This window comes from Streptomyces sp. NEAU-W12 (genome assembly GCF_026242095.1).
GTDB lineage: Bacteria > Actinomycetota > Actinomycetes > Streptomycetales > Streptomycetaceae > Streptomyces.
In genome coordinates this window covers 62,066-74,317 of record NZ_JAPJDM010000003.1, presented here as the reverse complement: position 1 = coordinate 74,317, position 12,252 = coordinate 62,066, and the positions used below count along the sequence as shown (strand labels likewise).

Annotated in this window: 9 protein-coding genes; 5 read left to right on the top strand and 4 right to left on the bottom strand. The window is 72.0% G+C overall.

Annotation, left to right across the window (positions count from 1 at the left end; genetic code table 11):
- The 3 genes from ORI94_RS04550 to ORI94_RS04540 are packed head-to-tail and all read right to left on the bottom strand — an operon-like array spanning position 1 to position 2,584.
- Positions 1 to 807 (bottom strand): MlaE family ABC transporter permease, encoded by an 807-nt coding sequence (locus ORI94_RS04550; protein ID WP_266072670.1) that lies wholly within the window; start codon positions 805 to 807, stop codon positions 1 to 3.
- A 5-nt stretch (positions 808 to 812) separates the two neighbouring features.
- Positions 813 to 1,577 carry an MlaE family ABC transporter permease gene (locus ORI94_RS04545; RefSeq protein WP_266072668.1) on the bottom strand — a complete coding sequence of 255 codons (765 nt, stop codon included), beginning with the start codon at positions 1,575 to 1,577 and terminating at the stop codon, positions 813 to 815.
- The gene (locus ORI94_RS04540; protein ID WP_266072666.1) at positions 1,574 to 2,584 is read right to left on the bottom strand and encodes an ABC transporter ATP-binding protein; all 1,011 of its coding nucleotides are present in this window, start codon (positions 2,582 to 2,584) and stop codon (positions 1,574 to 1,576) included. The genes ORI94_RS04545 and ORI94_RS04540 overlap by 4 nt, the downstream gene beginning before the upstream one ends.
- 653 nt (positions 2,585 to 3,237) lie before the next feature.
- Between ORI94_RS04540 and ORI94_RS04535 the strand changes: the two genes are divergently transcribed.
- From ORI94_RS04535 to ORI94_RS04520, 4 genes are all read left to right on the top strand, one after another.
- Positions 3,238 to 3,873, top strand: coding sequence for a hypothetical protein (locus tag ORI94_RS04535; RefSeq protein WP_266072664.1), 636 nt, complete (start codon positions 3,238 to 3,240; stop codon positions 3,871 to 3,873).
- 105 nt (positions 3,874 to 3,978) lie between these two features.
- Complete coding sequence (locus ORI94_RS04530; RefSeq protein WP_266072662.1) at positions 3,979 to 5,562, top strand: DUF6801 domain-containing protein; 1,584 nt, start codon at positions 3,979 to 3,981, stop codon at positions 5,560 to 5,562.
- A 40-nt stretch (positions 5,563 to 5,602) separates the two neighbouring features.
- On the top strand, positions 5,603 to 6,544 hold the full coding sequence (locus tag ORI94_RS04525) for a hypothetical protein (RefSeq protein WP_266072660.1): 942 nt from the start codon (positions 5,603 to 5,605) through the stop codon (positions 6,542 to 6,544).
- Positions 6,545 to 6,764: 220 nt separating this feature from the next.
- Entirely contained in the window at positions 6,765 to 7,976 is a 1,212-nt protein-coding gene (locus ORI94_RS04520) for a helix-turn-helix domain-containing protein (RefSeq protein WP_266072658.1), read from the top strand.
- Positions 7,977 to 8,136: 160 nt separating this feature from the next.
- On the opposite strand, the gene ORI94_RS04515 is transcribed toward ORI94_RS04520, so the two are convergent.
- On the bottom strand, positions 8,137 to 8,787 hold the full coding sequence (locus ORI94_RS04515; protein ID WP_266072656.1) for a DUF4360 domain-containing protein: 651 nt from the start codon (positions 8,785 to 8,787) through the stop codon (positions 8,137 to 8,139).
- A 416-nt stretch (positions 8,788 to 9,203) separates the two neighbouring features.
- Here ORI94_RS04515 and ORI94_RS04510 point away from each other — a divergent pair, with 416 nt between their 5' ends.
- Positions 9,204 to 12,236, top strand: a complete 3,033-nt coding sequence (locus ORI94_RS04510) for a glycoside hydrolase family 35 protein (RefSeq protein WP_266072654.1) — start codon at positions 9,204 to 9,206, stop codon at positions 12,234 to 12,236.
- The last annotated feature ends 16 nt before the right edge of the window (positions 12,237 to 12,252 follow it).

The window sequence follows — 12,252 nt, the reverse complement described above, 5'->3', positions numbered from 1 at the left end:
TCACCCCGCCACCTTCACGGTCGTGGTCGCGCCCCACAGGGCGAGCGACAGGAAGAAGTCGGTGACGCTGATCAGCACGATGGCGTTGCGCACGGACCGGCCGACGGCGACGCCGACGCCGGCGGGGCCGCCCGAGGCGTGGAAGCCGTGGTAGCAGTGGGCGAGGATCACCATCACGCTGAAGATCAGCACCTTCAGGACGGAGAGCAGGACGTCCGTCGGGGAGAGGAAGAGGTTGAAGTAGTGGTCGTAGGTGCCCCGGGACTGGCCGTTGAACAGGACGGTCACGTAGCGGGAGGCCAGGTAGGAGGAGAGCAGCCCGATCGCGTAGAGCGGGACGATGGCGACGACGCCGGCGATGATGCGCGTGGTGACCAGGTAGGGCATGGAGCGGATGCCCATGCCCTCGAGGGCGTCGACCTCCTCGTTGATGCGCATGGCGCCGAGCTGGGCGGTGAAGCCGGCGCCGACGGTCGCGGAGAGGGCGAGTCCGGCGACGAGCGGGGCGATCTCGCGGGTGTTGAAGTAGGCGGAGACGAATCCGGTGAACGCGGCCGTGCCGATCTGGTCGAGGGCCGCGTAGCCCTGGAGTCCGACGACGGTTCCGGTGAAGAGCGTCATCGCGATCATCACACCGACGGTGCCTCCGATGACTCCGAGCCCTCCGGTGCCGAAGGCCACCTCGGCGAGGAGGCGTTGCACCTCCCTGAGGTAGCGGTGCAGGGTCCGCGGGATCCACAGCAGGGACCGGGTGTAGAAGAGCAGTTGGTCGCCGGTGCGGTCGAGCAGGGCGAGCGGGGAGGCCATCGCGCTCAGCCTCCCTTCGGCGGGACGATCTGGAGGTAGCCGGCCGTCATCACCATGTTGACGAAGAAGAGCAGCAGGAAGGTGATGACGACGGACTGGTTGACGGCGTCGCCGACACCCTTGGGACCGCCGCGCGGGTTGAGGCCCCGGTGGGCGGCGACGATGCCGGCGATGAACCCGAAGACCAGTGCCTTGAGTTCGCTGAGGTACAGGTCGGACAGCTGGGCGAGGGCGGAGAAGCTGGACAGGTAGGCGCCGGGGGTGCCGCCCTGCAGGACGACGTTGAAGAAGAAGCCGCCGAGGGTGCCGACGACGGAGACCAGACCGTTGAGCAGGACCGCCACGCCCATGGTGGCCAGCACCCGGGGTACGACCAGACGTTGCACGGGCGAGACGCCCATGACCTCCATGGCGTCGAGTTCCTCGCGGATCCTGCGGGAGCCGAGGTCGGCGCAGATGGCGGAGCCGCCGGCGCCGGCGATGAGCAGGGCGACGATGAGCGGACTCGCCTGCTGGACGACGGCGAGGACGCTGGCGCCTCCGGTGAACGACTGGGCTCCCAGCTGCTGGGTCAGGGAGCCGACCTGGAGGGCGATGACGGCGCCGAAGGGGATCGAGACGAGAGCGGCGGGCAGGATGGTGACGCCCGCGATGAACCAGAACTGCTCGACGAACTCGCGGAACTGGAAGGGTCTTCGGAAGACGGCACGGCTCACTTCGGCGGCGAGCGCGAAGAGCCGGCCGGTCTGCCGCAGCGCGCCGGTGATCATGCGCCGCTCCCGGTGGCGGGCATCGGCAGGGTCGGTGCCTGGGCGCTTCGCGCGTAGGTCTCCCGGATGGCGGAGCGCGCGGCGGGCGGCAACCGGTCGAGCATGTCCATGACTCGTTCGCGCCGTCGGGCGACGGCCCGGCGCGGCGGGAGACCCGGCGACGGCTCCAGCTGCGGGACGATCCGCCGGGGCCGGGCCGCTTCGGTGACGGCGGTGTCCGCCTCGGCGGCGAGGGTGGCCGCGTCCTTCTCCTCGGACATCCCGATGGGGCCCTCGCGCCGGCCGCCGAGGAACTGGGCCACGACCGGCTCCTCGCTGGTGAGCAGCACCTCGCGCGGGCCGAAGGCGACCAGCTCGCGCCTGAAGAGCATTCCCATGTTGTCGGGCACGGTGGCGGCGATGTCGAGGTTGTGGGTGACGATCAGCATCGTCGCGTCGATCTGCGCGTTCAGGTCGATCAGCAGTTGGGAGAGGTAGGCGGTGCGGACGGGGTCGAGCCCGGAGTCCGGTTCGTCGCAGAGGACGATCTGCGGGTCCAGTACGAGCGCGCGGGCCAGGCCGGCCCGCTTGCGCATGCCTCCGCTGATCTCTCCCGGGAGCTTGCCCTCCGCGCCCAGCAGCCCGACGGTCTCGATCCGCTCCATGACGATGCGGCGGATCTCCGGCTCCTTCTTGCGGGTGTGCTCGCGCAGGGGGAAGGCGATGTTGTCGAAGAGGGACATCGATCCGAAGAGGGCCCCGTCCTGAAACATGAGGCCGAACAGTTTACGGGTCTCGTAGATATCCCTTTCGGGACTGTTCACCATGTCCACCCCGTTGATGAGGACACGGCCCTCCTCGGGCTTGAGCAGCCCTATGAGCGACTTCAGGAAAACGGTCTTCCCGGTGCCGGACGGTCCCAGCATCACGCTCACCTCCCCGGCAGGAAGGGTGAGTGTCACGTCCCGCCAGATGCTCTGCCCACCGAAGGACTTGGTCAGGCCCTCGACCACCACTTCGATTCCCATATCACCTCCAACGGTCGCGGATCCGGGTTCCCGCCCTCTTTCCAAAACGTGTCACCGCACAGACAACACACCGGCCGCGCTTGTCTCCGAGGAGACAGGGCAGGGTCCCGCGGCGCCGGGGGGCACGGACCGCGAGACCCTGCCCACGGACGTCCGGGCCCGCTGGGAGGGTGAGGCCGGAAAGCATCCGTCGCGACTCCGGCCGACGGGGGCCACCGACCTGGAGCCGAGCACCACACCGGCACGTTACGGTCGAGTAACCTCGGCGGGCAATACCAAAATCCGAGTTTCCCGCGACACCCGCTCCAGCCATCCGGAACTTGTCAGGGCGCAGATAAGAAACGCCTCGGAAACTGTCGTCCGGTGAGCAGATCGACCCGGCGGCGAACGGCGAGCGGCGAGACCTCGCACCACCGGATGAAACGTCGACATTGACAGTCGATGACTAAGACGACCCGCGGACCCCTCACCCAGGAAACAGATGTTTCCACTTTCAAAAGAATCATGAACAGTGACACTGTTCGGCCAAGTTTCCCGCAAGTAACGTCATTTCTCGCGGACGGCGACCACCGAGCCGCGGGCCGCACGGCCTTCCCTCGATCTCCCGGCCACGGCCCACCTCTGCCGGCCAATCCACGAGGAGTTCTGACGTCATGAAGAAGAACACGAGAAGGTTCGCAGTCGTGGCGGGTGCGGCCGCGGCCGCCTTCGGTCTCACCGTCGCGCCCGCCTCGGCGGTGCCCTCCACGGTGTGGACCGTCACCCCGTCGGGCAGCTACACGGCGACGAACAGCAGCAACATCGTGCTGACCGCCACCATTCCGATGACGTGCACGACCTCGGGCGCGTCGGGCGGCATGGCGAGCACCACGGGCAACCCGGCGACGGTCGCCACCATCGGCGCCATCAACTTCGGCACCCCGTCCTCGCCGTGCACCAGCGTCCTGGGCAACGTCACCACCGTGGCGGTCACCCCCTGGACCGTCGTCGCGCAGGACTACACCGCCTCGACCGGCGTCACCAAGGGCTACATCGGCAACGTCAAGGCCAACGTGACCGCCGGCGCCTGCAAGTTCACGGTGACGGGCAAGGCCTCGGCCACCTACACCAACTCCACCGGCGTCCTGGCCGTCAGCAGTGTCGCCGGTGACCTGGCCGTCAGCTCCAGCCCCGCCCCCGTCAACTGCGGCTCGGTGGTCACGACCGCCACCAGGCCCCTCTTCAAGGGCAACTACGCCATCAAGGCGTCGAACGGCTCCATTCCGAAGATCGTCGGCTCCAACCCGTAGGGAGCCACCCGCTCGTGTCCGCCCGGCCGGTGTCTTCGGCCGGGCGTTCGCGGGCTCCGTGCCGCGTTCCACCGACACCGGTTCCCCCTACCCGAGCGGAGTTGCATGAGAGGCCACCGAGCCGCCGTTCCACGGCCGCACCGTCTCCGCGCCAGGAGCGCGTCGATCGCCGCGTTCGTCGTGCTCGCCGCCCTGGTCCCGGCCGCGGCCACCGCCGCGGGCACCCAGGAGACGGACGTCGAACTCCCCTACGTCTGCGCGTTCCCCTCGGGAGACAGGCCCGCGACGGTACGGATCTCGGCACGCTTCCCGGGCCGGGCGAAGGCGGGCGAGGCGTTCTCACCCACCGACATCACCACCACCGTGGAACTGCCCGCCGAGGCGGTCGCGGACCTCACCTCGGCCGGGGCCGCCACCGCGCGGGCCTCGACCCGTCTCGGCGTCGGCGTCACCCAGAACGAAGCGGCGGCGGAGGCGACCTGGCGCGGGACGGCGGAGCCGGTCCCCCTGCCCGGGGCCGGGCCGCTGACACTGACCACGACGGGCGACGTCCCCTCGGTGACCGGCCGGAGCGACGGCGACCTGACGTTCCGGGCCGGCGCCCTCGCCGTCGACCTGGCGCTCGGTGCCGCGGACGGCACCGCCGCCGAGCCCGGCCCGCCGACCGTCGACTGCTCCCTCGCCGGGGACGCACCGGGCAGGGGACTGCTGGCCACCGTGCCGGTCGGAGCGCGGACGCCGGATCCGGACGGCAGGCCGGCCGCGGGGGAGCCGTCGCGGGGGTCCTCGGGGCGGTCCGCGGGTTCGTCCTCCGGACCGCAGGACGAACCGGAGGACCGGCAGGGGGACCGCGCGCCGGAGGTGGCCGGGGACACGCCCGGCGGCAGCGCCGCGGACCGCGACGCGCCCCCGTGCCTCTACGACGACGGACACCCGTCCACGTCGGCGTCGCTGAACGCCTATGTCACCGGCTACACGAACGTGAGGAAGCTGGAAGGCGCCTCGCTCCTCCCCCTGTCCTGCGTGCTGATCGAGCAGGGCCCCACGGACATCGAGTTCTTCCCGGACTTCAGCGGGGGCCATCTGACCCAGCACTCGGAGGGAACCCTCCGTCACCAGGGGCGTCCGCGGACCCCACCGTTCCAGGCCACCTTCCTGACCTTCGGCTTCACTCCGACGAAGGCCACCATGGTGCTGGAGCAGACGGGCCCCATGACCATGGACGCCAGCGGCGAGACCTCGTTCGTCACTCTGTTCACCCGCCTGGAAACCCGTGTGCGGATCCCGCTGGTCCTGCGGATGACCGCTCTCGAGGTCAACGGAATCCCCCTGGAGGTCGGGCCCGACTGCAGGACGGAAAGGCCCCTGCGCTCCTTCGAACCCGATCCCGAGACGTATCCCGGTGACCATCTGGTGCTGTCCGGGAGCAGCACCCACCAGCCTCCCGACCAGCCCACCGGTTACCTGCTCAGTTCCGGTGGCCGACTGACCGGCGAGATGACCATCCCGGCCTTCACCGGCTGCGGCACCGGCGGCGAGGACCTCGACCGCCTCCTCACCGCCTCCGTCTCCGGCCCCGGCAACCACGTCAAGCAGGTCCAGGGCCAGACGTGCGCGGTGCAGGTCTTCAATCCCGCCGAGTGCACCGAGGACCTGCAGCCCCTCAAGATCCCCGTCCCCGAGCGCTGAGCCGTACCGGCCGCGCTCCCTCCCACGGAAGGTCATCACCATGCCCCTGCTCTCCCACCGCACCAGGCTCGCGACCGTCTCCGCGCTGACCGCGCTCGGCGCCCTCGCCACCATGGGAACCGCCACCGCCGCCGACCCCGCGCTGAACGGCGAGTGGGCGCCCTTCACCCGCTGCCCCGTCGACGCGGGGGCGATGCTGGCCGCCGACGGCCTCGAGAAGACCCCGCAGTGCGTGGTCTCCACCTCCGCCGGCGGCTCCATCAAGCTGGGCAAGACCACCGTGGTCACGGGGAGGACCAACCTCCAGATCGGCGTCGTGCAGAACGCGGACGGCACGAGCGGCGTCGTCGCCCCGCCCTCCGGCGCGCTCGTCGCCGACCCCGCCACCGTCCCCGGCGGTCTGCTCGGCCTGATGTGCCCGAGCGAGGTTCCGGTGATCACGGCCATCTGCAGGACGCTCGAGAACTCCAGCCTCAACAGGATCACCGCCACCATGGAGTCCGTCGGCGCCCCCTACGCCTTCGACCAGACCGCGGGCATCCTCACGGACATGCCGATCGTCGCCCTCCCGGTCCGCGTCCACCTGGAGAACCCCCTCCTGGGCAGCAAGTGCTACATCGGGACGGCCTCGAACCCCATCGTGCTGCGCCCGCGGAACCTCGACCACCCCGAGTTCGGGATGAGCTTCTTCCAGGGCGACGGCACCCCCGACGAGGCCGGAGACATGAGCCGGATCAACCTCACCGGTGCCACCCAGAACGACAGCACCTTCGCGGTCCCCGCGGCCACCGGCTGCGGTCTGAACGTCGGCCTGATCAACGCCGCGGTCAACGCGAAGACCGGGCTGCCCTCCGCCGCCGGGAACAACAGCCTCACCCTCGACAACACCCAAACGCACCTCACCGGACTCAACGCGCCCGGCACCGTCGCCCCCGACGCCGGCAAGGTACTCGCGGAGAACTGGCACTCCGCCGCCAGGTAACGGCCACGGAACGGCGGTTCCCGGCCGTCTCACCGGCCGGCCGGTGCACCCGTACGTCACTTCCGCTCAAAGCGTGTACAAGACAACCGAGTTGATTTAGCTTCAGCGTGCCAGAACGGCGTGACCCCACGGACCCGGCCGGACGTCATCCGCCCTCCGGCGGAGCGGCGTCCGGCCGGCCGCCCCGCCGCCGGACACATCTGAGAGCAAAGGGTGACTCATGCCCGCGATCACACGGTCACCGGAGGCCGGGGAACCGCTCGGCCCCCTCCCCCGGCAGTTCGCGGCCTTCATCCGGCCGGAACTACCGGGACTGCTGAACGAGATACGGATGGAGGTCGCCCGCGCCTACCCGGTGTACGGCCGGCTGTTCAACGGCCCCGACGGGGACGCGATCCGCCAGGGCGTGGAGCACACGCTGACCGCCTTCGTGGACCGGGTGGCCAACCCCGGTCAGAGCTCGGGGCCGCGGGACGAGCTGCTGCGCCGGTTCGGCCGGGTGGAGGCCTACGAAGGCCGCGACCTGGAGACCCTGCAGAGCGCCTACCGGCTCGGCGCCCGCATCGCGCTGCGCCGGGCCAGGACGATGGGGCGCCAGTACAACCTCTCCCCCTCCCTCGTCCTCACCTTCGCGGACGCCCTCTTCGCGTACGTCGAGGAGCTGGAGGCGATCACCCGCGAGGGGTACGTGGAGGTGCGGGAACGGACCGCGTCCGAGGTGTCCGCGTTACGAAGACAACTGCTGCACCTGCTCCTGGCCGCACCGCCGCTGCCCCGGACGACCGTCTCCGAACTGTGCGAGGCCGCCGTCTGGGAACTGCCCCGGGAGTGCACCCTCGTCGCCCTCCGCCCCCCGGTGCCCCACCACATCCAGGCCGGTCTCGACGACGACGTCCTCGCCGGCCTCGACATCCCGCAGCCGTGCCTGCTCGTCCCCGGGGGCCTCACCCCGGGGCGCCTCACCATGCTCACCGCGGCGCTGGCCGGCACCCGCGCCGCGGTGGGCCTGACCGTACCGCTCGCGCAGACCGCCGACTCCGTCCGCTGGGCCCGCCGTGTGCTCCAGCTCGTCGACGACGGTGTCGTGCCCGACGCTCCGCTGGTCCACTGCGCGGACCATCTGACGACCCTGTGGCTGTTGTCCGACCCCGCCCTCGTCGACCACCTCGCGGCCCGCGAACTGGCCCCCCTCGGCGGGCTGTCCCCCGGCCGGCGCGAACGGCTCGTCGAGACCCTCCGGGTCCACGTCTCCACCCGGGCACCCGCCGAGCGGGTGGGCGAGATACTGGGCGTCCACGCCCAGACCGTCCGCTACCGCCTGCGGAGCCTGGACGGCCACCTGGGCGACAGCCTCAGCGACCCCGACCACCGCTTCGCCCTCGAGGCAGCCCTGCGCGCCCTCCACCTGCGCGGCCGCGACAGCCGGGAGTGACTCCCCGCGGCCGGCCCTCTCCCCCGCGGCCCGGGCCGGCTCGCCCGCGCACCGTGCGGTGGCGCGACGGGGGCGCGGCCGGGGACGCCGACGGCGAAGACCGGTGTGCGGCCCGCGCGGCCGGGGACCGGCGCACGGGCCGCGCGGGCCGCGCGGGCCGTCAGGTGCCGGGGCACTCCTTCCAGGCCATGTGGTAGGTCGTGCTGATGTCTCCGTCGGTGGAGTCCATGGTCATGAAGCTGACCTTGTCGGGGGACGAGGTGCCGGCGCTGACGCGCAGCTCGGTGTTGATGTTGAAGTTGCGCTGGACGCCGCAGGGGGCGTAGACGAGCTGGGCCCAGTCGGTGGTGTCCGTGGCCTGCCAGTTGTCGTCGTAGGGGCCGGTGAACGGGTGGCTGCGGTACTCCGTGTTCGGGGAGCCCTGGAAGTAGTACGAGGCCCGCTGCGTGCCGCTCGCGCCGGGCTGGAGGGCGGCGAAGCCGCGGTAGTCGGCGCCGGCGATGGCGTAGGTGAAGCCCTGGGGGACGTGGACGATGAGGCTGAGCTGGCAGTTCTTGCGGGATGCCGTGGGGTCGGAGGTACCGCCCGCCTGGGCGAGGTAGTCGCTGTACGTCACCGTGAACGCGGTGTTGTCCTCGGAGACGGCGACCGCGGTGGTGCCCTGGGGGCAGCCGGAGCCGTTCACCGTGGCGACCTTGATGACGATCTTGTCCGGGGGCGGGTCGACGAACCCGGTGGACGGGTCGTGTGCGGGTGTGGAGGCGGTGAGCAGCGCGGCCACCGCGGTGCTCAGAAGCAGGCCACCAGCCATGGTTCTCCCTCTTCGTTCAGTGGGGGGTGAGTGGGACGTGACGGTTGGAAGGTCATGCACCTGACAAGATGCGGGCGGACTCCCCACCCTCGCACAGGAGGCGTGGAGATGACGTGCAGACCGTGAGCGCTCGCATCGTAGGCGTCGCGGCGGAGGACGGACAGGACGAACTCCGGCCATTCGGTGCCGCCGCGCCGACCGGGCGCGCACAGGGAACGGGCGGGGGGAACAGTCCGCACGCGCGTCACTCGTACCGGGCGAAACGGGCGTACCGGGAACCTGGCGTGAGCACCGGGGTTCCCCGGCATAGACAATGGCCCACCAGGACCACCCGTCCCCGGGGGACCAGGACCACTCGACGGCACCACCCGCGGCCCCATGCGGCCGCACCAGCGGCACAACAGGAGGCGGCTCCCTTGGAGCTCAGCAGGCGTACCTTCACCGCGCTGGCCGGCACGGCGGCGCTCGGCCTCGCGCTGGCCGGCAGCGGGGCGGCAACCGGCTCGCGCGGGGCGCGTGCCGTGCCGACGGGGCCGCCGCCCGCGCCGCCGCGCGCGGACGGCAAGCGGCACGAGGTCGGCTTCGACCGGTACTCGCTCCTGGTCGACGGCCGGCGACTGGTGCTCTGGTCGGGTGAGATCCACCCCTTCCGGCTGCCGGGCCCGTCCCTGTGGCGGGACGTGCTGCAGAAGCTGCGCGCGCACGGCCACAACGCGGTCGGTGTCCCCGTCCCCTGGAACGTCCACTCCCCCGCCCCCGGCACGCACGACTTCACCGGTGTCCGCGACCTCGACCTGTTCCTCACCATGGCCGCCGAGGAACGGCTGTACGTCGTCCTGCGCCCGGGGCCGTACCTCGGGACCGCCGATCTCGACGCCGGGGGCTTCCCCGGATGGCTGACGGTCGCAAAGGGCGCGGCCGGCACCGCCGACCCCGCCTATCTGCGGCACGTGGACGCCTGGCTGGGGGCCGTGAACGCCATCGCCGTCCGGCACCTGTTCACCGGGGGCGGCGGCACCCTGCTCCTGTACCAGGTCGAGGACCGGTACGGAGAGACACACGGAGAGGCACGCCCCGGGGGTGGCGCGGGGGCCTACATGTCCCACCTCTGCAAGAAGGTGCGCGCCGACGGGATCGACGTACCGCTGTTCCACAACGACGGCGGCGCGGACGGGCTGTGGGCGCCCGGGTCCTTCCCCGCCGGCACCGGGGAGGGCGAGGCGGGCTGGCTGTACGGGTTCGAGTCCTCGCCCGTGCCCGGTGAGGTGCCGGCCGACCTCGGGTACTTCGGCAGGCGCGGGGCGGGGGCCGGGGCGAGCGCGCGCACACCCGGGTTCGTCGCCGGGGCCGCAGTCGGCGCGTCCGACGCCTGGGGCGGGGCCGCCTCCGCGGGCAGGGGGTACGTGCAGGTGCGCGAGGCGTGGAACCCGGCGCACGAGCGGAGCGGCCTCCTCACCAGCCTCGCCAACGGGATCACCGTGCACAACGCGCGCGTGGTGGCCGGCGGGACCTCGTGGGGGTGGCTGGCCTCGCCGGACGTCTACACCTCGTACGACTACGGCGCCCCGATCGACCAGGCCCGCCGGCCCACCGTCAAGCTGGGCCCGCTCCAGCAGCTCGGGCACCTGCTGCGGACCGTACCGGACCTCGCCCGCCTCGAACCGGCGTCCGCGGTGCGTCCGCAGGACGACCGGCTGAAGGTCTACCACCTGGCCAACCCCGACACCGACGCCCAGGTGTACGTCCTGCGCAACGACTCCGACGACGAGGTCAGGTCGGCGCTGCCGGGCACCGGCGTCGACGTGCCGGTCACGGTCGGCGCGCGGGACGCCAGGCTGCTCGCCACCGGTCTCGGACTGGGGCGGCGGAAGCTGGCGTTCTCCACCGCGCAGCCCCTGTTCAGTGTGACCGCCGGGCGACACGACATCGCCGCGTTCGTGGGCCGGGCCGGTGAGACGGCGCACGTCGCCCTCGACTGCGACGTCCAGCCGCTCACCAACCGGCTGGACGTCGAGCCCGCCTGGTCCTACGACCGGGGCAGGCTGCACGTGGTCACGCCGCTCGGCGTGGGCGGACTGAGCCGGGTCCTGCTCGAGGGCGGCGACTCCGACACGCCGATGCTGCTGCTGTTCGCCGACGACGCGACCGCCCAGCGGCTGTGGCCCTGCGAGACCCCGTCCGGTTCGCTGCTGGTCTACGGTCCGCCGCTGCTGCGGTCGGCCACGCTGCGCGGCTCCACCGTCCATCTCACCGGCGACGTCACGGGCGAGACCGGCCTGGAGGTGTGGGCGCCGCGCGGGATCACCGCCGTGACCTGGAACGGGCGACCGGTGCGCACCGGCGTCAGCCGGTCCGGGTCCCTGATGATGGACGGGCTGATGCCGGCCACGCCCGCGCCGTCCCTGCCCGCCCTGACCGGCTGGCGGCGGCGGGCGGAGAACCCGGAGTCCGAGCCGGACTTCGACGACGCGGGGTGGACGGCCGCCGACCGCACCGCCTCCGTCGGCACCACGCCCGTGCCCGAGGGGCAGCCCGTGCTGTTCGCGGACGACTACGGCTTCCACTACGGCGACGTCTGGTACCGGGGGCGCTTCGAGGACGCGCGCGGCGCCGAGTCGGTGTCCCTGTCCTACAGCACCGGTACGCAGGGGCTGTTGATGGCCTGGCTGGACGGACGGCCGCTGGGTACGCACCGGATGCCGGTGCCGGACGAGGACAGGGCGGGCCGGGGCACCTGGACCGCGACCGCGGCCTTCCCCGTGCCCGGGAGACTGCGCGGGCGCGGGGAGCACGTCCTGTCCGTGCTCGTACGGCGGATGCAGCAGGAGGGGGACGGCACGGCGGGCACGGGAGAGCCGGGCGCGCCGGGGACCGCCTCGCGCGGCACACGCAGGCCGGCCCGCGGGCTGACCGGCGTCGGCTTCGAGGGGGCTTCCCCCGAGGTGAGCTGGCGGATCCAGGGGGCCGGGGCGCCGGACCGGGTGCGCGGGGCGCTGAACAACGGCGGGCTGTACGGGGAGCGCGAGGGCTGGCACCTGCCGGGGTACGCCGACGGCCGGGACCAGAGCGCCTGGGAGGCCGTGGAGCGGCCGCGCGAGGACCGGCGGCGGCAGGGGGTCACCTGGTACCGGACGGAGTTCCGGCTGGACGTCGACCCGGACGTGGACGCCTCGGTCGGACTCGTCCTCGAGGACGATCCGGAGCGTGCCTACCGCGTCCAGATCTTCCTCAACGGCTGGAACATAGGCCAGTACGTCAACGACGTGGGCCCGCAGCACACCTTCATGCTGCCGAACGGGATCCTCCGCACCCGTGGGGCCAACACGCTGGCCCTGGCCGTGCTGTCCGACGGGACCACGCCCTCGGGACCGGACCGGACGCGGCTGACCCTGGTGGGCGCGGCGCGCGGCGGGGTGCCGGTGGAGGCGGTGGAGTCACCGGGACGGTGACCCTCGCGCCTCCGCC